Here is a 20,222-nt window from a genome sequence, read left to right as displayed (position 1 = left end):
ATGCGTGCTGTCCTGCTGCTCCTCCTTGCCCTGCCCCTGGCCATGTCGGCCCAACCCGTTCCAGCCTCGGACCTTTCCGCCGAAGACAAGGCGTGGTGCGAGGACGGCGACGCCATGCGCCGCGGCGTCCGCGAGGCCTGCGAAGTGCGCGCCGTCAGGCTCGACGCGCGCGACGAGATCGAAGTGGACGGCGGTACCAACGGCGGGATCCGCGTCCAGGGCTGGGACCGCGACGAAATCCTCGTCGTGACCCGCGTGCGCGCCTACAGCGAGGAGCGCTCCACGGCATACAAGCTTTTGGAAGAGGTCACGATCTCCACAGACGGCACCATCGAGGCCGAAGTCCCCCGCACCCGCGGCGACGACTGGGTCGGATCTAGCTTCCGCATCTACGTCCCCCGCGACACGGACCTCGACCTGGAAAGCAGCAACGGGGGCATCCGCATCACGGCCGTCTCTAGCACCATCCGCTTCGACACGTCGAACGGCGGCGTACGCCTGGTCGACCTCGGCGGCGATGTGCGGGGGCGCACCGGCAACGGCGCGCTCCGGATCGAGTTGGGCGGGCAGTCCTGGGACGGCGAAGGCCTCGACGTCACCTCCGGCAACGGCACCGTGAAACTCTACATCCCGGACAACTACTCCGGGCGTTTCGCCTCGGGCACGGGCAACGGCCGCCTCAACGTCGACTTCCCGATCACCGTCCAGGGCCGCATTGACAAGAACGTGGAGTTCACCCTCGGCGAGGGCGGCCCGCTCCTGCGCGCTCGCACGGGCAATGGCAGCATTCGCATCGAGCGCAGCTAACCTCCGACGAGTGCTCGCAACGTCGATTCGCGCACGGCACCTTCCCGGATGACGACCAGCGCACCATCCTCCACCTTCACCACGGTCGAGGGCGTACCGCCGAGCGGACGCCCGGCATCGAAGGCGTAGTCGGCGGCCTCAACCACATGGGGGTCGAGGTCGGCGAACACCGAGGCGGGCGGCGCCCCCGTGCGGTTGGCACTCGTGGAGAGGAGCGCGGTGCCACACGCGGCCACGAGTGCCTGCCCGAGCGGATCGGGCGTACGCCGGATGCCGATGAGTCCGACTTCGCTCACCAGGGCCAAGGGTGCGCCGTTGCCCGCCTCGAAGAGCAGCGTCACCGCCAGCGGACGACCTGCGTCGTCGGTGGCGGCCATCAGTGCGCGGTGGGCGTCGGTCACGTTTGTTATCCAGTCGGCGACGCGGCCCCAGCGGTCGGTGATCGCGAGCATCGGCTTGTGGGCGTCGCGGCCCTTGATGGCGCGCACGCGCTCGACCATCGGCGCATCGGAGGGGGCGCCGCCGATGCCGTAGACGGTTTCGGTGGGATACACGAGCACGCCGCCGCGCTTGACCACGGACGCGGCATGCGCGAGCGTCACGGCATGCGCGGTGGCCGCAGCGTCTCGGGCGATGCTCATCGCTAGCGGCGGAGCGCCGCCCGCCAGTCGGGGCGCGACTCCTCGCCGGTCACGTCGGAGTGGATCAACTCGAACGTGCCGAAGCCGTCCAGGTCAGCGAACACGAAGATCGAACGGCCCTCGCCGGGGAGGTTCTCGTACTCCCAGACCTCGTGCGGCCGCAGCTCCGAGTTCGAGCGGCGGGGGTCGATGACGGACGGGATACCGTATTTGAGCATCACACGTCCCTGGTCGGTCTCGTAGGCCTCCCCGAAATTGGTGGAGTAGCGCTCCTCGATCTGGAGGAGCCGGTCGTAGAAGTCGCGCCGGGCTTCGTTGATGGCCGTAGACGAGTTGGGGTCGCGGATGCGCCAGAACTCAGCGAGGTATTCGCGCTTGGCCTCTTCGTTGGGGAGGTCGTTGAGTCGGCTGCGCTCTCGGGCCGTCGCGATCACGAGGGCGTGCTTGATGTTCTCCTCGAGTTCGTCGGCTGGCATCGACGCGTAGAGCGTGGTCATGTAGTCTTCCGCGAGCGGATCCTCGACCAGGTCCTCGCGCACGACGTTCGGGTTGTAGACGAAGAACTTCTGGGACTGCTCGGCCAGCGCCTCGTTGTCGGCGTTGAGCAGCACGAGGCGCAGGAAGTAGGACCCGCTCGGAAGCGCGCTGACGTCGAACGCCCCGACGAGGACGTCCGGCGAACGAACCGCCCGCGACGTGCGGCGCTCCATCCCCTCGATGGGCTGCGTCAGGTTGGCCTCGGTGACGCGTGCCAGCAGCGTGTACTCGCCACCGGCCACAGCATCGTTGAGGCCGTATGCCTCGGTGTAGTAGAACACCCGCTCCGAGCCAATCCCGAAGAGTCGACTGGGGCTCGGGCGGATGTCGAGCCTGTTCTTGATGAACCGGGGGTCCGCGTTGTCGGCGGCCCGCGTGATGGACGACGCGAGGGTGAGGTCCGCAAGGCGCGCGCGCCCGTCGGGGGCATAGTCCGGGACGAGGAGGTCACGGCGCAAGCTCATGGTGCCCTGGCCGTCGTCGGCCGTCGTCGGCACGTTCACATCGAGGACGTACTCCCCGGGCGCGACCGCCGTGCGGACTTGCTGGAGGAAATACTGGCCCTGCGCAAGCCCGGTCGTGTCGGCGACCTGAAACTGCAAGTTGAGCGTGTCGGCGAAGACTGCCGCCGTGGTCGCCGCATCCGGGGCGGCCATGGCTGCAGGGCGCAGGGCGAGGTGGATCTCGACCTCATCTGTGAAGCCGTCCTCGTTGGCTTCGAACGACAGCGAGGCCGCACCGATGGCAAGGTAGACCTCGACGAGCGTCTGGTTCTCGGCGTAGAAGAACGTCGCCGTGTCGAAGTTGAGGTCGAGCGGGAGCTCGGTCGGTTGCGCGCGCAGCGGCACGACGAGCAGCACCACAGTGACCACAACGGCCTGGGTTAGCGTGCGCATGAAGCGGCGTTGGGCGAGGGAGCAAGAAGCCATGGACGCGTCGAGAAGTGAACGAGAGCAAGCAGGACGGTGGTAGGCCCCGGTGTCGCAGGCGAAATATACCCGTCGGCGCCGCGCGGTCTTTTGCCGGAGCGCCCAGCCGTAGCAGGGCATGCGGAATGGCCCTCCCTCCGGGGCGAACGGTTTGCCTTCTGCCCCAGCGGAGTCCGGTTGCCGGGCTCACTGAAGGCGCCCGCTCTGCACTCGGCGAGGCTTCCATTAAGGTAACCGCTTACACATCGCTGTCGGCTTGACCTAGACCCGCCCGCGGCTGTTTGTTGTAGCCCTTCCCTTCTATCTCGGCAACGCACCGCGCCCGCATGAACGCCCCCGCGCCCGTCATTCAGCATATCACCGCGCTCGGCCTCGACCGCACGCAGACGCTCTTCTACAACATCTCGCCCGCTCGCCTCTACGAGATCGCCATCCGGCGGGGCGAGGCCCGCGTCGCCGACGGCGGCCCGCTCGTGACGCGCACGGACCCCCACACGGGCCGCAGCCCCAACGACCGCTTCATCGTCCACGAGTCCTCGACGGGCGACCTCGTCGGCTGGGGCGACGTCAACAAGGCCATCTCCGAGAAAACGTTCGACGGGCTGCTCGCCAAGATGGGCAACTACGTCACCGGCCGCGACCTCTTCGTCCGGGATGTCTACTCGGGCGCCGACCCGCGCTACCGCCTCAAGGTGCGCGTGGTCACCGAACTGGCGTGGCACTCGTTCTTCGCGCACAACATGTTCATCCGCCCGCCGGTGGAGGACCTGCGCCCCGACGACCCCACCGCCGACTTCGCACCCGACTTCACCGTCATCGACCTCCCGGGCTTCAAGGGCGACCGCTTCGGCGACGAGGGGCTCAACTCGGACACGTTCATCCTGCTCAACCTGGAGCGCGGCCTCGTGCTCATCGGTGGAACGAACTACGCGGGCGAAATCAAGAAGTCGATTTTCTCAGCGCTCAACTTCTTGCTCCCGCAACAGGGCGTGCTGCCGATGCACTGCTCGGCCAACCATGCCCTCGGCAACGAAAACGACGCTGCGGTCTTCTTCGGCCTCTCCGGCACAGGCAAGACGACGCTCTCCGCCGACCAGAGCAAGACGCTCATTGGCGACGACGAGCACGGCTGGTCTGACGACGGCGTGTTCAACTTCGAAGGCGGCTGCTACGCCAAGGCGATCCGCCTCTCCGAGGAGGGCGAGCCGGAGATCTTCGCCACAACGAAGCTCTTCGGCACCATCGCCGAGAACGTGGTCCTGGACGCCGACCGCTGCATCGACTTCGACGACGTGACCATCACCGAGAACACACGGCTCTCCTACCCGATCATTCACATCCCGAATGCGTCGGCAACGGGGATGGGCGGGCACCCGAAGACGATCGTGATGCTCACGGCTGACGCGTTCGGCGTGATGCCGCCCATCGCGCGGCTGACGCCGGAGCAGGCGATGTACCACTTCCTGAGCGGCTACACGGCGAAGGTCGCCGGCACTGAGCGCGGCGTCACGGAGCCCAAGGCGACGTTCTCGGCCTGCTTCGGCGAGCCGTTCATGGTGCTCCCGCCCACCGCCTACGCGACGATGCTCGGCGATAAGATCGAGCGGCACGGCGCCCGCGTCTTCCTCGTCAACACCGGATGGACGGGCGGGGCCTACGGCGTCGGCAGCCGGATGAAGCTCGCCTACACCCGCGCGATGGTCAACGCCGCCCTCCGCGGCCAGCTCGACTACACGGGCACGTTCACCGACCCGTTCTTCGGCCTCCACGTCCCGAAGGAGGTACCGAACGTCCCGCACGGCGTCCTCAACCCCCGCGACACCTGGGCCGACCCCCTCGCCTACGACGAGAAGGCGCAGCAACTCGCTGACATGTTCGCCGCGAACTTCGAGAAGTACGCCGACGCCGTCCCGCCCAAGGTGCTCGCCGCTGGACCGTCGCGGCGCGTGGAGGTGTGAGGGTGTCGGAGTATGAGGGTAGTAGGGTGGACGTTGATCTCGACAGCCTACGACCTCTTCCCTTGGGAATCACAGAGGGCAGCCTTCCCGACGGTAGCGTTGTTGACCTTGCTAGGTTCAAGGCGGCCTGCTTTTACGTAGCCCGAAAGGTCGGTGGACGTGTTCTCCGCATCGAGTTACGCTCAAACATTCCCACCAGCTACGCCTACGCTCGCCTCGAACTCGACGATCGCGAGACTACGGTGCTTTGCAACAAGGCTTATCCGGTTATCGCTTTCACAGACAAGCCACGACCGTACATGAGCCATGAGTTCACCGAGGAGCCGGAGGTCGCTGCCCTCTTTGCCTCCGTCTCGTTTCACCCGGTCCCGCTAGAGACGCTGAAAGCACACCCCGATGCATGGCTCGCGTCGATGGACGCAGGTGAACAGAAATACTTCCGTTACGAGATGCGCTCTTGGGGAATCCGGCAGATCGGCGACTTCGTGTTCAACGATTGGGATTAGCTCCCACGCCCCCGTACACCCACACAGTCCGGCTCGCTCACCCCGGCTTCTCGAACACGAGAAAGTGCTGCTGCGGGAGGAAGTCGCGGTTGGCGACGAACTGGAAGCCGGCCGCCTCGACCTCCAGGCGTACCTGCGCCTCGGTCATCTTGTGCAGCGGCTTGATCGGCACGCTCGGGTCCTCGCCGCGGTACTCGATCAGGACGAGCTTGCCGCCGGGCTTCGTAGCAGCGAAAATCGCAGCGAGCATCTCCATGGGGTACGCGAACTCGTGGTAGGAATCCACGAGCAGCGTCGCGTCAAGCGTGTCGGCGGGGAGTTCGGGACTCGACTCGGTGCCCAGCACGCGCGTGATGTTGTCGACGCCGAGGTCCTCCTGCCGCTGCTCGATGATGGCGAGCATCTCGGGCTGGATGTCGACCGCGAAGACGCGGCCTTGTGGGACGGCCTCGGCGATGCGAAAGGTGAAGTAGCCTGTCCCCGCGCCCACGTCGGCGACGGTGTAGTTCGAGAGGAGCGCGAGGCCCTCGATGACGAGGTCGGGCCGCTCCGTGCGTTCGCGGTCGGGGCGCTCCAGCCAGGCGGCCCCGCGGTGGCCCATCACGCGCGAGATCTCGCGGCCCATGTAGACCTTGCCGATCCCGTCGCGGCTAGGCGAACGGTAGACGTAAGCCGTGTCTGCCTCGCTCGCCCCCGAAGGCTGGGCCTGCGTGGCGTCCGTAGGGGCGCCGCATCCTAACACGAACAGGAGCAAGAGAACCGGGGCCATGCGGGCTAGGAACCTCGCCACCGGCCAGCGAGGGGGCCCTCGGCGAGGCAGTTCGCGACGGCCGCGCCCAACGCTCGTGCCAAACACGCAGCACGCAACACGCAACACGTTCGGGCTCATTACACTCATGGTTGACTAGGCGTTGTCCTCCGGCATCTGCCCGGCGACGGGGTACTCGTCATAGTTGATCCCGTGCAGTTGAACGGGCGCAGGCATCGCTTTCTTCGCCCGCTTCGTGCGAAGATTTAGCACCTCGACGAAGAGCGAGAACGCCATGGCGGAGTAGATGTAGCCTTTCGGGATATGCTGTCCGAGCCCTTCTGCGATCAGCGTCACGCCGATCAGGATGAGGAACGCTAGCGCGAGCATCTTCACCGTTGGGTGCTTCTGGACAAAGTCCGACACCGGCCCAGCCGAGATCATCATGATGCCGACGGCGATAATGACGGCGATGACCATGACGGCAATGTCATCGGCCATGCCGACTGCGGTGATGACGGAATCGAGGGAAAACACGATATCGAGAATCGCGATCTGGATGAGGACCGAGCCGAAGCTTGCCGTTTTCTTGGCAGTGCCGTGCTGCTCAGCGTCGCCTTCGAGTTTGTTGTGGATCTCGTGCGTGGCCTTGCCGACCAGGAAAAAGCCGCCAACGAGCAGAATGAGGTCACGCCCGGTGATCGCGGCGGGCCCATCGGTCAGACCGGTCGCCTCGCCGAGGGCGGCCATGCCATGCCGCGCTGATTCGCCGAAGCCCGTGATCGCGTCGAGGAAGGGGATGGTGAAGAGCGGCGTGGTCAGGCTCATCACCCAGGCGATCGAGAAGAGCAGCGCGATGCGCATGCCCATCGCCAGCGCGAGGCCGATGAAGCGCGCGCGCGGCTGCTGATCTTCGGGCAGCCGCCCCGTCAGGATCGAGATGAAGACAATGTTGTCGATCCCGAGGACGATCTCGAGCGAGGTGAGGGTGGCGAGGGCGACCCAGGCTTGGGGGTCGTAGATCCAATCGAACACGGCGGGGCAGGCGGGCAGACGAAGCGGTGGGCGAGTGCAGTGTACGGCACGGCTGTTGTCTCCGTCACCGCTTTCGTCTCGCGGCCTCGCTGGCTCAACCGGCACACGCGCGCGTGGATGTAGTATCGTGGCGGCTGACGCCCCGTCTCCGGACCGCGCTCACTCTTGATCCGTCTGTATGCGCTCGCTCCTGCTCACCGCCCTGCTGTTCGTCCTCGCCGCCGACGCCGCCGCGCAGGGCTTCAGCTTCTTCAACGGCCGCAACCATCCGGAACTCGACTGGCAGGTCGCGGAGACCGAGCACTTTGAGATCGCCTACCCGGCCCGTCTCGCTGGCATCGAAGCGCACGCGGCGGCCATCGCCGAAGCGAGCTACGACTCGCTCTCCGTCGCGTTCGGCGGCCTCACCTTCGACCGGCGGCTGCGCATCTACCTCTCGGACGAGGACGAGATCGCCAACGGGATCGCCTTCAACTTCGGCGCTGCGGGCTTCACGACGATCTGGGTCCACGTCAACGACGTAGCCACGATCTGGACCGGCGACGTGAAATGGCTGCGCAAGGTGCTCGCGCACGAGCTCGCGCACCTCTTCCACTACCGCGCCATCCGCCCCAACCTGGGCCCGCTCCAGTCGCTGCAGTATGTCATCGCGAACCCGATTCCGAGCTTCTGGGCGGAGGGCGTGGCGCAGTACCTCACCGAAGAGTGGGACGCGCAGCGCGGCGACCGCTGGCTCCGCACTGCCGTCTTCGAAGACCGGCTGAGGTACGCGGACGGCACGAGCGCGTGGAATGGCCGGCTGAAGTACGCCGTCGGCAACAGCCAGACGCGCTACCTCGCCGAGCGCTACGGCGACTCGACGATGGTCAACCTCCTCGCCCACCGCAAGCCCATCGCGCTCGGCCCGCTCGCCCTCCCCTTCTTCCGCGTCCACGATTTCTACGCGGCGTTTCAGGCTACGACCGGGCGGTCATACCGCAGCTTCTACAGCGAGTGGCGCAAGCACGTCAACGTCTACTACAACACGATGGCGAGCCAGATGGAGCGCCTCGACTCGCTGAACGCCGACCCGCTGCCGTTGCCGGGGCAGTATCTCCACCAGGTCGCGGCGAGCCCGGACACGAGCCTGATTGCGGGCCTCACGCTCTCGACGCTTGCGCGGCCGGTGCGGCGGCTCTACGTGATGACCAACCCCGGCGACTCGCTCGCAATCGCCGAGCGCGGGCGTAACGTGAAGGTCATCGCTGAAGGTGCGGTGCAGGCGCCGTTCGCCTGGCACCCCGACGGCCAGCACATCGCCTACGCGCGGCGGCACCGGGGGCAGCATGGGTCGCTCATCAACGACCTCTACGTCACGCACACCGAGACGGAGCGCACGGTGCAGCTCACGAAGAATCGCCGCGCGCACAGCCCGACGTATGCCCCCGACGGCGACCGCCTGGCCTTCGTTGGGATCGGCGCGCAGGGCACCGCAAACGTGTTTGTGCTGGACCTGACCACCGATGTGGAGACGCCTCTGACCAGCTTCGCAGGCGACGTGCAGTTGACGAGGCTGACGTGGAGCCCCGATGGCACCCGCCTCGCCGCCGCTCGTTTCGACGCAGACGGCACACGCGACCTCATCCTCATCGATGCAGAGACGGGGGACGTGACTTCGCTTGCCAACCTCGCGGACGAGGGCGTCGACAACCGCGGCCCCGTCTGGAGCCCCGACGGCCAGCGCCTCGCCTTCACGTCGATGCGCGACGACGTGCCGAACGTGTTCGTGGCGGACCTCAGTGCCACGACGGATGCCCCCCCTGATCTCGCTGACGCTCGATCTGTCCCCCCCGCAAGCGAGGGGGACAGTTCAACAGGTATCCTCGCCCCGATAGATGTCAATCCGCCGCGGCCGACCGCCGACAGCCGAGCGCCCTCCGCCACCCGCCTCACCTACCTGTTCAACGGGGCCGACGTCGACGCCTGGCTCCCGGCCGACTCGACGCACCCTACCGGGCGTCTGCTGCTGCGGTCGACGGACACGAAGCAGCGCGACCGCGCCTACCTCGTCCCGGCAGACCGGGTGCTGACCGTCGAGCCTGCACCGAGCGTCGTACCCCCTGCCTACCGAGCCTGGACGACGCACCGGCCCGCAGCAGCAGTACCCTACCGGATCGAACCTGACCCCGCACTCATCCGCGAACGCTACGCCTACAACGCGCTCGCCAACCTCACCCACGCGTTCAGCATTGCGTTTCCCTACTACAACAGCGCCGACGACTATGGTCTCTTCGGGACAACGTCGTGGACGGAGCCGCTTGGCAAGCACCAGCTTGGACTCCTTGCCGGAATCTCGATTCCAGACTTCGCCGGGGAGACGTTCGCGCTCGGCACCTACGTCAACAACACGCAGGCGCCGAGCCTCGTCTTCCGCGGCTACCGCATCCCAGGCGCGTCGCAGTTCTACGGTGACGACGTACTCGTCGAGAACCTCAGCGGCGGCGACGTGGCGGCGATCTGGCCGCTCGACTGGCTGGACCAGCCCTACTCGGCGCTCTCGGCTGCCGTGCGACTGCGCCTCGCCTACGCCGAGCCGTTCGACGCTGAGGACTTCGCCGACATCGGCACGGTAGACGTAGCGGGCGGTTCGCTTCCGGTCCCGGAGGAGGGCCTGCGCGCCGACGTGCGATTCGGGCTGGCCTACAAGAAGCTCCGCCCTTACCGCTTCAACGTGATTCACCCACTCGACGGCCTCGGCGTGCGTGCTCGGCTGACGGTCGGCGTACCCGAGGTGAACACCGGCGGCACGTTTGCACTCCCCGACCTCGCGGCCTACTCAGTCCTGCCTGACCCGCTCGGCTTCGGGCGGCTCTACGCCTACGGCCGCGCGCAGGCCCGCTTCGGCGGCGGCTTCGCGCAGGACGTGCTCGGCCTCGCCCGGTTCGACGACCTCGACCTCTTCGTCCCGATCTACGGCTCGCTTACCAACGACGAACTGGAGCGCGTGCGCGGCTACCGGCGGCCTGCGCTCGGCGACCGCGTCCTCTTCGGCACGCTCGAATACCGCCTCCCGCCCTCGTTCGACCTCCAGACGACCATCCTGGGTTTCCTCGGCTTCGGTCGCACGGGCTTCTCGCTCTTTACCGATGCCGCCCTCGTCTGGACGGGGACCGACCTGGACAATGCGATCCGGCGGACGGGTGTTGGCGCTGAAGCCAAGAACGTCCTCTCGATTGGGGGATTCGAACTGCTCCACAGCTTCGGCATGGCTGCGCCGTGGGGCGAGATCGACGCCGACCTCACGTGGAGCGACCTCGACATCTACTACCGCATTCAAGCCGCTCTCGCGTTTTGACCGACGACATCGACACACTCGACCTACTCTGGCAGCGGATCGCAACCATCCGCTCACTGTACTTCGACGCGAAATCGACGAGCGCGACCGGCTGGACGGGCCGGGGCAAGGGCCAGGTCATCGTGTCCCAACCGTCCGACGACGCACTTGGCTTCGAAGAAAGCGGTCTGTTTACACCAGGACGAGGCGAGCCCTTCGTCTTCCACAACGTCTACCGCTGGACCAGGAACGCGGACACGTCGCCGCTCATCCAGCTTGAGCATCTGCGCTTTGGGGTCAATCACCCCGTCCTGCTCTTCGACCTCGCTCCAGAGACGCCGACGCTGTGGCGCTCAGTAGCCCCACACGTCTGCGACAAGGACTACTACTCTCTGCGCCTTGACATCGAACCCGACCATCTTAGGCTCACGTGGATCATCAAGGGACCGGCCAAGGCCGAGTCACTCGTGTATCGCTACGAAAGCTGAGTGGCGACGGCGCGGTATGTTGCGGGCAACTCCTCGTGCTTACCCCGCAGCGCCATGCTCCGCTACCTCCTCCTCGTCGTTCTATTCCTCGTCGCGCCGCTCGCGATTGCTCAGCCCGCGACGAACGTCGATCTCGACGCGCTAGACGCCTACATCGAGACTGCGTTGGACGAGTGGCCCGTGCCGGGGCTCGCCGTTGCCATCGTGAAGGACGGCGAGGTGGTGCACGCCAAGGGCTACGGGACGCGGACGGTCGGCGAGGATCAGCCTGTTGACGAGCACACGCTGTTTGCCATCGCCTCGAACACGAAGGCGTTCACGGCGGCGCTCCTGGCAATGCTCGTGGACGAAGGGCGGCTGAGTTGGGACGACCGGGTGGTGGACCACCTCCCCTACTTCGAGCTCTACGATCCCTACGTAACCGAGGCAATGCGGGTACGCGACCTGCTCAGCCACGGCAGTGGCCTCGGCACCTACAGCGGCGATCTGCTGTGGTACGACAGCGACTACACCGCTGAGGAGGTCGTCCGTCGTGCGCGCCACCTCGACCCGGCGGGGCCGTTCCGCGCGTCATATGGCTACTCGAACCTCATGGTCATCACTGCCGGTGAGGTGATCCGCGCCGTGACAGGCCAGCCGTGGGCCGAGGTCGTCCAGGAACGCATCCTCGACCCGCTCGGCATGGACCGCACGGTCACGAGCACGAACGCGCTGCCGGTCCTCGACAACGTCGCTACGCCGCACAAGCCGTTTCCAGATTCGCTCATCACCGTCGAATGGATGAACTGGGACGCGATGGGTGCGGCGGGCGCGCTCATCAGCAGCGTGGACGACATCGCGCTGTGGATGCGGCTGCAACTCGGCGGCGGCACGCTCGTCCGTGATTCAGGCGCGGAGACGATGCTCTTCTCCGAGGCCCAGCAGCACACGATGTGGTCGCCGCACACGATCCTCCCGATCAGCCAAGCCGCCCGCGCGCGCAACCCGTACACGCACTTCCGCGCGGCAGCGCTCGGCTGGTTCGTCCGCGACTACCACGGGCGGTGGCTCATCGACCACGGCGGCGGCTACGATGGGATGTTTTCGCGCACCGTGCTCGTCCCTGAGGAGAACCTCGGCGTGGTCGTCCTGACTAACAGCATGACGGCGCTGGCCTCGGCGCTCACGAGCCGCGTCGTGGACGCCTACCTCGGCGTGACAGACGACGCCGGCCAGGTCCGGGACTATGCCGCCGACTACCGCTCCTTCGACCGTGGCAACCGCGAGCAGTTCTATGCCCGGATCGACAGCGCGACGGCCGACCGGGGCGATCTGCCCCCTACGTTGGCACTCGCCGACTACGCGGCGACGTTCGAGAGCGACCTCTACGGCGGTGCTTCCGTCGTTTTCGAAGACGCAGGCCTCGTGCTGCGGTTCGACGCCGCTGCGTGGGTTGCTGACCTCACGCACCTCCACGGCGACGTCTTCCGCGTCGACTGGCGCGAGGAATACGCGTGGTTCGGCCCCGGCAACGCACAGTTCGTTCTCAGTCCCGCCAACGACATCCAAGAGCTTCGCCTCGACGTGCCGAACGACGACCTCTGGTTCTACGAACTCGAACTGATGCGCGTAGACGAATAGAGTCAGGCTAAACTCAGCGTGGCTCGTCTGCCGTCGGTCCGTAGAGGCCTGGCACGGGCACGTCGAGCAGACGGAAGTAGACGGTCAGTTGCGCGCGGTGATGGATAAGGTGGTTCAGGCACCAATGCCGGAGGACCTCCAGGCGCGGAGCTTGATCGAGCACCTGATCGCCGTGCCGAAGCGACCAGGTGCCTCGCAGCACTGCGTCCGTTGCCTCAGCCAGTTCCTCTTGCCACGACGCAGCGTACTCGTCGAAGGCGTCGAGCATGCGCTCACGTGACGGCAACGCCTGCTTCGGCGAGGGGCGCGCGGCAAGATCCATCACGGCGGCACGGAGGATGTCGAGGGCGATGCCGGGCAACGTGGCGACGTGCGTGGCCAGCGCGCCCAGCGTGAACGATTTCGGATGAGGTCGCCAGTCGAGGTGCGCATCGGGCACGCGTTCGAGCACCCGCCGTGTGGCTGCCAACTCGCGGTCCAGATCGCCGAAGGTGTACGTGACGATCCGCGTCATGCCTCGACGGTCTGCGCCGTGCGTCCGTTCGCCGTGTGCTCGGCCACGTGCCCATCGACGCGGACGACCACCATCGTCATGTCGTCGCGGAGGCCGTCCTCGGCGGCAAAGCCCCGCACGTCGGCGACGAGGCTGCCAAGAAGCTGCGCCGCGGCGCGGTCGCCCACCTCGTGCATCGCGTCGGCGGTCACCTCGGCGAGGCGCGCGTCGGTGTAGAGCGCGCGGTCGTCGTCCACGGCCTCGGAGAAGCCATCGGTGTAGAAGACCAGCGTGTCGCCCGGCAGCAAGTCGAGCGTGTGGTCGATGAGCGTGTCGTCGAAGAGCGGGCCGTGCGCGAGGCCGATGGCGAGGCCTGAGGGCTGCAGGAGGTCGGCACGCGTGTGGTCGGCGCGCTTCAGGATGAGCGGGTTGTGCCCGGCGCGCGCGAAGGTGAACGTGCCCGCGTCGAGGTCGAAGATGCCGTAGATCATCGAGATGAACGCGCCGCGCGGGACGTTCTCGCAGAAGAGCCGGTTGAGCCGCGTGAGCACCTCCGAAGGGCGGTCGTGGGTGCGGCAGAGCGTTCGTAGGAAGCCCTTGACGAGCGTCATGTAGAACGCAGCCTGGATGCCCTTCCCGCTCACGTCACCCACCACGACGGCGAGGCGGCGGCCCGTGTCGTCGAGCGGGACGAGGTCGTAGTAGTCGCCGCCGACCTCCTCGGCGGGCACGCACGTCGCGGCGAGATCGAGGCCGGGCACGTTGGGCATGGTGGCTGGGAGGAACGAGCGCTGCACCTCCCGGGCGATTTCGACCTCGCGTTCGAGGCGTTCTTTCGCGGCCAGCTCGGTGAGGTAGCTCGGCTCGGGTCGCTGCACGGCGCGGCCGGTGCGATCCATGCGCAACGCGAGCCCGCCCATAACCACGATGACGGCGAGGACGAGCACCACGATACCGACCTCGTTCAACGCCGGGGAGGCCTCCGCCATCGCATAGATCACGAATCGATAGAGCCAGGTGCTCACGACGATTGCCCAAAAGGCCGTCAGGGCATCCGTCCGCCAGAAGAGCGCGGCGGCGGCCACCGCGTAGCCTCCGGCAAACACCCACCGCACCCAAGGCGGGTCGACGCCATTGCTGACTGGTCCCACCACCGCGAAGGCCCCGAGGAACGTCAACCCTGTGACCAAAACGGCCGCATGCGGCTTCCATCGGGCTAGCAACGACCCTGCGCCGAGTAGGCCGTAGTGCAGCAGCATGAAGGTCCCCCAGAGCGTTGAGAGGAACAGGTGCGGCGCGATCAGGATGCCCGGCTGGACGAACGCAAACGCGTCCGTGCCGTAGGCGGCCTGCACGTCGGGGAGCAGCCAAAACAAGACGGGAACCCCTGCGAGCGCCGCGCCGCCAAGGACGCCGCGCAGAAGAGACATGCCGACCGGCCGATTCATCCAAGCGCCGGAGCGCACGAGCACGAGCGCATCGAGCTTCTCAACAAAGACCGCGCGTGCTAGCGAATCCGTGGTCGCCGCACCCAGGAACACGATGAGCCCGAGCGCCGCCGCCCACAGCAGCGCTCCGATCAGCGTGAAGAGCAGGGCCGTCGTGAGCGACGCGCCGAACTGCAGGTAGTAGTTCGGATAGACGAGAAACCCCCAGATCAGCGTGGCGACCGCAACGATGCCTGCATCGATGAGAGCTGCGCGCGCGTCGACGGCCCGGGCTGCGAGGCGGCGCAGGAAGAGCACCGCGATCACGAGCATGACGAGCACGACGAGTCCCCACCGGATGAGCGGTACCATCGTTGTCGGGTCGATCTGCACGTTGAGCGCGGTTGCGGCCGTGCGATCTGTCGCCTCCAGCGGGGGTCCGTCGGGACTTGCCCCGGGTGCAAATCGTATCGCGCGCAACCCTCCGTAGGCCGTCACTTCGACATCGGCAACCAGGCTCTGTCCGAGCAAAGCGTCCGCTGCCACGAAGCGGACGAGGGCCACCTCGCTCCCGCCATTGTCTACGGGCCGGACCGAGTGGGGCGTGAGGCCGAGCGCGGCCTGGAGCGTTCCACCCAAATGCACCTCCGCGATAGAAACGGCAGCGGCGACGCTCAGGGGCACACGGGCGGCCGCTAGGTCGTCCCGCGACGCAGCGTACTGCTCTTCGAGGGCATAGCCGAGCAGGTCGCGGTCGCGCGCACGGGTCTCCGCGTCATAGGCGTCGGGTGCCCCCACACCGCTGTCAGGTAGCATCTCGAACTGCAATGCCGCGGCGGGAAGCGAGTCGAGTGGAGTTCGAGAAGGCGCCTCGCCATAGAGCACCTCTGTGAGCGTGCGTTTGTTGAGCACCCCGCGTCGTTGCCCCGATGCGTAGACATTCAGGGCAAAGGGGCGCCCGTCCTGATCGAGCCAGACCGTGTAGCGTACCGAGCTAGGCCCGCGTTCGATGCCGCCCTCCTCGCCGAAGGCACCACGCCAGTCAACCTGCCAGCGAAACGCCGGGAGCGTCGGGCCTGCGTCGAGGAGCGCCTCTCTGGTGCTCAGCCGCGAGAGATCCTGTTGGAGCGTGTCGAGCAGGGCGTGGTCCGCGCCGAAAAAGACTTGCGGGACGAGATCGTCCGTCGGATAGCCACGGTCCGCGAGAAACTGCGCCGCGGCAGTTTCAGCTCCGGCCCGCCCCAGTTCGTACGACGCCGCAGCGTTCGGGTGAAGTCGAGGCAGCACCGCCACGAGCAAGCCCAGCCCGAGGAGCGCCAACGCAGCCAGCAGGCCGTCGAAGGCGGAGAGCCGGGCGGACCGGACAGGCTGCATGGGGACGAGGGGCGACGTGGGGCGGGCACGTGCGCGAAACAACTGGCTCGCGGCACTGCGGGGCTAGACGAGCCGGAAGATGCGGTAGTTGCGGACACTCCACACCACCTCGCGTACGAGCACCTGCACGACCGTCAGCAGCGGGATCGCCACGAGCATCCCTAGGATGCCCCCGAGCCGCGCGCCGACGAGCACGGCTACGAGGATCACGAGCGGGTGCGTCCCGGCCGCGCGCGAAAAGTAGAGCGGCTGCAGCAGCACGTTGTCCGAGGCCTGGGTGATGGCCATCGCCACGAATACGCCGGGCACGAGCGAGAGGTCGCCCGTCTGCGCGATGCCGACGAGGGAGCCCGCTGCCAGCCCGAGAACGGGGCCGAAGTACGGGATCGAGTTGGCGAGGCCCGTGAACAGGCCGATCACGACCGCACCGTCGAGCCCTACGACCATCAGCAGCACCGTCGCGATGGCTCCGACGGACAGGCATTGCAGGGCGAGCGCACGGAAGTAGCGCCCCAGCGTCCGTTCGAGGGTCCCCACGAGCGAGAGCGTCATCTCGAAGTAGCGGTTCGGCACGAGGTCGAGGGCCTTGTCTTCGAGCGCCTCGCCGTCCTTGAGCACGAAGAACGCCACAAACGGTACGATAACGGCGGCATAGAACACGTTGGCGAAGAAGCCGACTATGCTCGTTGCCATGGCCGTGATGCGCTCTTGCTGCACGAGGCTCTCCAATCCCTCGCTCACCCGCGCCTCCACCGTGCCCGGGGGCAGCGGCGTGATCCGGCTCAGCGACCGCTCCAGCGACGCCGCCACGGCCTCGATGCGCTCGGGGGTGAGCAGCTGTCCCAAACGCCCTACCTGTTCCCCGACGTATGGGGCCAGCACCAGCAGCCCAAGCGCGACGCCGCCGATGACCGTCACGAACGCCGCAACGATGGCCGCGACGGGAGCGAGGCCCGCCCGCTCGTACCGCCCCACGATAGGCCGGAGCAGAAACGCCACCACCACGCCAACGAGCAGGTAGAGCACGATGTCGGCGAAGATGTACGCGAGCCACACCGCAAGCCCGAGCGCCGCTGCCGCCAGCAGCCACCGGATGGTGCGTTCAAGGGTAAAGCTTCGGGGCATGGCGTCGAAGGTCGAAGGTCGAAGGTGCCCCGCTTCACCGTCAGGGCGCTTACAGTCATGGCACCACGTGCTTCCTCTTCACCCGTCGCGCTCCAGCGTTTCGAGCACGCGGCGAGCGGTGTCGAAGCCGTAGCCGCGTCGGAGCAGGAAATCGTAGGTTTTCTTGCGGCGCTTGCGTGCGTCGGGCTCGCTTGCCAGTCGGTCCCACCGTTTCTGGCCGTGGCGCAGCGCCGCCTCGTAGAGGTCGTCTGGCTCGGCAAACTCCTCCAGCGCCGCGTCGATCACCCGGCGGTCCAGGCCCCGCTTCATCAGGTCGGTCCGGATGCGCTGCGGCCCATAGCCCCGCCCTGAGAATCGACCGCGCGCATACGCCTTGGCGTAGGCCTCGTCGTCGAGGTAGCCAAGCTCCTCCATGCGCGCCACCGCCTCCTCGACGGCGTCCTCGCCGAACCCGGTGTCGCGCAGCTTGCGCCGCACCTCAGTGGACGTGCGCGCCTTGTAGCTGAGATAGTCGAGTGCCTTGCGCCGCGCTCGCAACGCCTCGTCGCGGGTGAGCAGCGCCTCCTGCTCGGCAACGGTGAGCAGGCGGTCCTTGCGCAAGCCTTCGGTCAGGGCGAGGTCCTTCGCCAGGCCAAACGCATACGCGCCGTCGAGGAAGACCGACACGCGGTCGGTGTTTTTCTGCTGCTGCACGAGCCGCGTAATTGTCCCGTCTTTGAGCGGCGGTCGCTTCGGCTCGTCCTGGGCATTCCGCTGTTCGAAGTAGTCGCGCATGGGGCCTTTACGTGTTGCCGTCGATTACTTGTTACCGTCAATCACTTATTACCGTCGATGACGATCACGAACGCCGCACCGTACGCGGGCTCGTCGGCATTCAGGTTCACGTAAGCGTCCAGCCCGATGCCCACCTCAGGGATCGGTGTGGCCATCGCCTGCCCCCCGAGCATCAGGCCCACCGTAGACACCGACTCGAAACGGTCGCCCTGGCTCCACACGTAAGCGGGGCCGACGGTGAGCGCTGTGCGCGTCCATCGGTCCACCCAGGACCGGCCCACAGACACGGAGGCCATCGTGAGCGCATTGTTGAAGAGCAGCGAGCGAATATGGCTACGCAGGCCTACCTGTAGGACGCGCGTTCGCCCAACGTTTGCGGTCAACGCAAGGGGGAAGAGCCCCGGCCCGCCGACACCCATGCCGGCCGTCATCCACCCGCGATCGTGCTCGGGCGAGGCCGGACCGGGCGGTTGTTGAGCCTGGGCGACGGCCCCTGCGCCGAGCGTGGCTGCAAGGAGTAGAGCAAGGCGTACCGCTCTCAGAGCAACATCGTTGAGGGCGGTGCGGGTCATAGGGATGCCGCTGGTTGAGGCTCGCGACGGAGCAGCTGCCGCCGGAGGAGATTGAGCGCCGCCATCGTGGAGAGGCGCAGGTTGAGCGCTCGGTTCTTGGTGAGCGTGAGGCGCACCGCGTACGTGTCGGCTTCGTCGGCGTAGGCGAGCCACAGCGTCCCGACAGGCTTCCCTGGAGTGCCACCGGTGGGGCCAGCGATGCCGCTCGTAGCGAGCGCGACATCTGTTCCGAGGCGCGCCCGGGCGCCTTCGGCCATCTGCTTCACCACCGGCTCGCTGACCGCGCCGTGCTCACTGAGGTCGTCCGCGTTCACACCGAGGAGGTCGCGCTTGACTTCGTTGCAGTAGGCGACGATGCCCCCTTTGAGGTAGGCCGAGGCCCCCGACACGCGCACGAGTTGCTCCATCACACGCCCCCCGGTGCAGCTCTCGGCGACCGCCACGGTGAGTCCGCGTTCCTTCAGCATCGCGCCGACGATAGCTTCGAGGGTGTCGTCGCCCTCGCCGTAGATCGCGTCGCCGAGGCGGTCGTGCACGAACGCGGCGAACCGGTCGAGGCGCGCCTGCGCTTCCGCGCGGTCGTCACCCGTGGCGGTCAGACGGAGCCGAACGCCCCCCGAACCGGGGAGGTAGGCCAGACCGAGATGATCCTCGTTGAGATACGGGGCGAGGTCGCCCGCCTCGGCACCGAGGCGCTCCGCGAGCATCGTCTCACCGTAGCCGACGGTCAGCAGCGTCCGATGCAGGATGACGAGTCCGTCGTGCGCCTCGCGCAGCCTGGGCAGCAGCGCCGTCTTAGTGATGGCCTCCATCTCGTAGGGCACGCCCGGCATCACGGCCACGATGCGGGCGCGGCCTTGGTGCTCGTCGGCGTACCACAGCCCCGCCGCGGTGCCGATGGGGTTGGCGAGTTGCTCGAAGTCGTCGGGGACGAGCGCCATCAGCTTGGTGCTTGGCGGTACGGGCCGCCCCCGCTCCTCGTAGCGCGCGGCGATCTGCGCTTCGAGCGCCTCGTCGGCGTGCATGTCTTTGCCGAAGTAGTCCGCGACGACCTTCTTCGTCACGTCGTCGTGCGTGGGCCCGAGCCCGCCCGTCACGACCACGAGGGTCCCTGCGGCGAAGCCTTCGTCCAGCGCCCGCGTGATGTCGACGACGCTGTCGCCCACGGTGACGTGACGCCGCACATCGAAGCCCGCGAGGCTGAGCTGATCGCCGAGCCAGGCGGCGTTGGTGTTGGTGACTTGCCCGATGAGCAGTTCGTCGCCGACGGTGAGGAGTGTGGCAGTCATGAGCCGAAGTGGGGGAGCGAGATGGGCAGCGAGGCGATAGGGTGCGGGGGAAAGGTAGGCTTCCACCGTTGGCGAGGGCACTTCGTTTCGATGGCCCGCCTGCCCGCCCCTTCACGGAGAATCCGAGGCCCGACGATGGAACGCGGGAGCAGGCTCTCTATATTAGAAGCCTTTGCTATTCGCTCGCGCCTAGCGTGGTGAGACCCGCTGTCTCGCCTCTCGCCAGGCTCAACCAAGCCGCAGCACCATGTACGCTATCGTAGAAATCGCCGGGAAGCAGTTCAAGGTCGAGCAGGACGCCAAGCTCTACGTCCCCCGCCTGAACGCCGAGATCGGCGACGAGGTCACCTTCGACCGCGTCCTCCTCACCTCCGGCAACGGCGTCGCCGTGGGCACCCCCACCGTGGAAGGCGCCTCCGTCACCGCCGAAGTCCTCGACCACGTCAAGGGCGACAAGATCATCGTCTTCAAGAAGAAGCGCCGCAAGGGCTACCGGGTCAAGAACGGCCACCGCCAGCCCTACACGCAGATCGCCATCAAGGCACTCAGCGTCAACTGAACGGAGTGACAAGTAGCAGGTGGCAAG

General features: G+C 67.0%; 17 protein-coding genes. 7 read left to right on the top strand and 10 right to left on the bottom strand.

What is annotated here, in order from left to right; all coding sequences use genetic code 11:
• The gene (locus AAFU51_00195; GenBank protein MEO1569667.1) at positions 1-807 is read left to right on the top strand and encodes a hypothetical protein; all 807 of its coding nucleotides are present in this window, start codon (positions 1-3) and stop codon (positions 805-807) included.
• On the opposite strand, the gene AAFU51_00190 is transcribed toward AAFU51_00195, so the two are convergent.
• Both AAFU51_00190 and AAFU51_00185 read right to left on the bottom strand, forming a co-directional pair.
• Positions 804-1,448, bottom strand: a complete 645-nt coding sequence (locus AAFU51_00190; protein MEO1569666.1) for an L-threonylcarbamoyladenylate synthase — start codon at positions 1,446-1,448, stop codon at positions 804-806. The genes AAFU51_00195 and AAFU51_00190 overlap by 4 nt on opposite strands.
• 2 nt (positions 1,449-1,450) lie before the next feature.
• Complete coding sequence (locus AAFU51_00185) at positions 1,451-2,881, bottom strand: GWxTD domain-containing protein (GenBank protein MEO1569665.1); 1,431 nt, start codon at positions 2,879-2,881, stop codon at positions 1,451-1,453.
• A 359-nt stretch (positions 2,882-3,240) separates the two neighbouring features.
• Here AAFU51_00185 and pckA point away from each other — a divergent pair, with 359 nt between their 5' ends.
• On the top strand, positions 3,241-4,872 hold the full coding sequence (pckA, locus tag AAFU51_00180) for a phosphoenolpyruvate carboxykinase (ATP) (protein MEO1569664.1): 1,632 nt from the start codon (positions 3,241-3,243) through the stop codon (positions 4,870-4,872).
• Between the two features lie 26 nt (positions 4,873-4,898).
• Positions 4,899-5,378 (top strand): hypothetical protein, encoded by a 480-nt coding sequence (locus AAFU51_00175; GenBank protein MEO1569663.1) that lies wholly within the window; start codon positions 4,899-4,901, stop codon positions 5,376-5,378.
• A 37-nt stretch (positions 5,379-5,415) separates the two neighbouring features.
• On the opposite strand, the gene AAFU51_00170 is transcribed toward AAFU51_00175, so the two are convergent.
• On the bottom strand, positions 5,416-6,147 hold the full coding sequence (locus AAFU51_00170) for a class I SAM-dependent methyltransferase (GenBank protein MEO1569662.1): 732 nt from the start codon (positions 6,145-6,147) through the stop codon (positions 5,416-5,418).
• Positions 6,148-6,282: 135 nt separating this feature from the next.
• A complete protein-coding gene (locus AAFU51_00165) occupies positions 6,283-7,161 on the bottom strand; it encodes a TerC family protein (protein ID MEO1569661.1) in 879 nt (292 codons plus the stop codon).
• 178 nt (positions 7,162-7,339) lie between these two features.
• On the opposite strand from AAFU51_00165, the gene AAFU51_00160 reads away from it, so the two are divergent.
• The 3 genes from AAFU51_00160 to AAFU51_00150 are packed head-to-tail and all read left to right on the top strand — an operon-like array spanning position 7,340 to position 12,582.
• Positions 7,340-10,495, top strand: coding sequence for a hypothetical protein (locus AAFU51_00160; GenBank protein ID MEO1569660.1), 3,156 nt, complete (start codon positions 7,340-7,342; stop codon positions 10,493-10,495).
• Positions 10,492-10,962 carry a DUF6314 family protein gene (locus AAFU51_00155; protein ID MEO1569659.1) on the top strand — a complete coding sequence of 157 codons (471 nt, stop codon included), beginning with the start codon at positions 10,492-10,494 and terminating at the stop codon, positions 10,960-10,962. The genes AAFU51_00160 and AAFU51_00155 overlap by 4 nt, the downstream gene beginning before the upstream one ends.
• 54 nt (positions 10,963-11,016) lie before the next feature.
• Complete coding sequence (locus AAFU51_00150) at positions 11,017-12,582, top strand: serine hydrolase (GenBank protein ID MEO1569658.1); 1,566 nt, start codon at positions 11,017-11,019, stop codon at positions 12,580-12,582.
• A gap of 13 nt (positions 12,583-12,595) precedes the next feature.
• Here the strand turns inward: AAFU51_00150 and AAFU51_00145 are convergent, their stop codons facing one another.
• From AAFU51_00145 to AAFU51_00120, 6 genes are all read right to left on the bottom strand, one after another.
• Positions 12,596-13,096, bottom strand: a complete 501-nt coding sequence (locus tag AAFU51_00145; protein MEO1569657.1) for a DinB family protein — start codon at positions 13,094-13,096, stop codon at positions 12,596-12,598.
• Entirely contained in the window at positions 13,093-15,876 is a 2,784-nt protein-coding gene (locus tag AAFU51_00140) for a PP2C family protein-serine/threonine phosphatase (protein MEO1569656.1), read from the bottom strand. The genes AAFU51_00145 and AAFU51_00140 overlap by 4 nt, the downstream gene beginning before the upstream one ends.
• Before the next feature lie 63 nt (positions 15,877-15,939).
• Positions 15,940-17,001: an AI-2E family transporter gene (locus AAFU51_00135; GenBank protein MEO1569655.1), complete on the bottom strand. Its 1,062-nt coding sequence runs from the start codon at positions 16,999-17,001 to the stop codon at positions 15,940-15,942.
• A gap of 78 nt (positions 17,002-17,079) precedes the next feature.
• Positions 17,080-17,775 (bottom strand): RecX family transcriptional regulator, encoded by a 696-nt coding sequence (locus tag AAFU51_00130; GenBank protein MEO1569654.1) that lies wholly within the window; start codon positions 17,773-17,775, stop codon positions 17,080-17,082.
• Between the two features lie 41 nt (positions 17,776-17,816).
• Entirely contained in the window at positions 17,817-18,347 is a 531-nt protein-coding gene (locus AAFU51_00125) for a hypothetical protein (protein ID MEO1569653.1), read from the bottom strand.
• Complete coding sequence (locus AAFU51_00120) at positions 18,344-19,636, bottom strand: competence/damage-inducible protein A (protein MEO1569652.1); 1,293 nt, start codon at positions 19,634-19,636, stop codon at positions 18,344-18,346. Before AAFU51_00120 ends, AAFU51_00125 begins: the two co-directional genes overlap by 4 nt.
• A gap of 247 nt (positions 19,637-19,883) precedes the next feature.
• On the opposite strand from AAFU51_00120, the gene rplU reads away from it, so the two are divergent.
• Positions 19,884-20,195, top strand: a complete 312-nt coding sequence (gene rplU, locus AAFU51_00115) for a 50S ribosomal protein L21 (protein MEO1569651.1) — start codon at positions 19,884-19,886, stop codon at positions 20,193-20,195.
• The last annotated feature ends 27 nt before the right edge of the window (positions 20,196-20,222 follow it).

It is taken from the genome of Bacteroidota bacterium, assembly GCA_039821555.1.
Classification (GTDB): domain Bacteria; phylum Bacteroidota; class Rhodothermia; order Rhodothermales; family Rubricoccaceae; genus JBCBEX01.
The sequence above is the reverse complement of the archived record's forward strand: the minus strand, read 5'-3'. Positions and strand labels throughout refer to the sequence as shown.

What these genes read in the sequence shown, in the direction of transcription:
- AAFU51_00145 (MEO1569657.1), bottom strand. Translation starts at nt 13,096, where the DNA reads ATGACGCGGATCGTCACGTACACCTTCGGCGATCTGGACCGCGAGTTG.
- AAFU51_00150 (MEO1569658.1), top strand. Translation starts at nt 11,017, where the DNA reads ATGCTCCGCTACCTCCTCCTCGTCGTTCTATTCCTCGTCGCGCCGCTC.
- AAFU51_00190 (MEO1569666.1), bottom strand. Translation starts at nt 1,448, where the DNA reads ATGAGCATCGCCCGAGACGCTGCGGCCACCGCGCATGCCGTGACGCTC.
- rplU (MEO1569651.1), top strand. Translation starts at nt 19,884, where the DNA reads ATGTACGCTATCGTAGAAATCGCCGGGAAGCAGTTCAAGGTCGAGCAG.
- AAFU51_00160 (MEO1569660.1), top strand. Translation starts at nt 7,340, where the DNA reads ATGCGCTCGCTCCTGCTCACCGCCCTGCTGTTCGTCCTCGCCGCCGAC.
- AAFU51_00195 (MEO1569667.1), top strand. Translation starts at nt 1, where the DNA reads ATGCGTGCTGTCCTGCTGCTCCTCCTTGCCCTGCCCCTGGCCATGTCG.
- AAFU51_00140 (MEO1569656.1), bottom strand. Translation starts at nt 15,876, where the DNA reads ATGCAGCCTGTCCGGTCCGCCCGGCTCTCCGCCTTCGACGGCCTGCTG.
- AAFU51_00170 (MEO1569662.1), bottom strand. Translation starts at nt 6,147, where the DNA reads ATGGCCCCGGTTCTCTTGCTCCTGTTCGTGTTAGGATGCGGCGCCCCT.
- AAFU51_00125 (MEO1569653.1), bottom strand. Translation starts at nt 18,347, where the DNA reads ATGACCCGCACCGCCCTCAACGATGTTGCTCTGAGAGCGGTACGCCTT.
- AAFU51_00120 (MEO1569652.1), bottom strand. Translation starts at nt 19,636, where the DNA reads ATGACTGCCACACTCCTCACCGTCGGCGACGAACTGCTCATCGGGCAA.
- AAFU51_00185 (MEO1569665.1), bottom strand. Translation starts at nt 2,881, where the DNA reads ATGCGCACGCTAACCCAGGCCGTTGTGGTCACTGTGGTGCTGCTCGTC.
- pckA (MEO1569664.1), top strand. Translation starts at nt 3,241, where the DNA reads ATGAACGCCCCCGCGCCCGTCATTCAGCATATCACCGCGCTCGGCCTC.
- AAFU51_00135 (MEO1569655.1), bottom strand. Translation starts at nt 17,001, where the DNA reads ATGCCCCGAAGCTTTACCCTTGAACGCACCATCCGGTGGCTGCTGGCG.
- AAFU51_00130 (MEO1569654.1), bottom strand. Translation starts at nt 17,775, where the DNA reads ATGCGCGACTACTTCGAACAGCGGAATGCCCAGGACGAGCCGAAGCGA.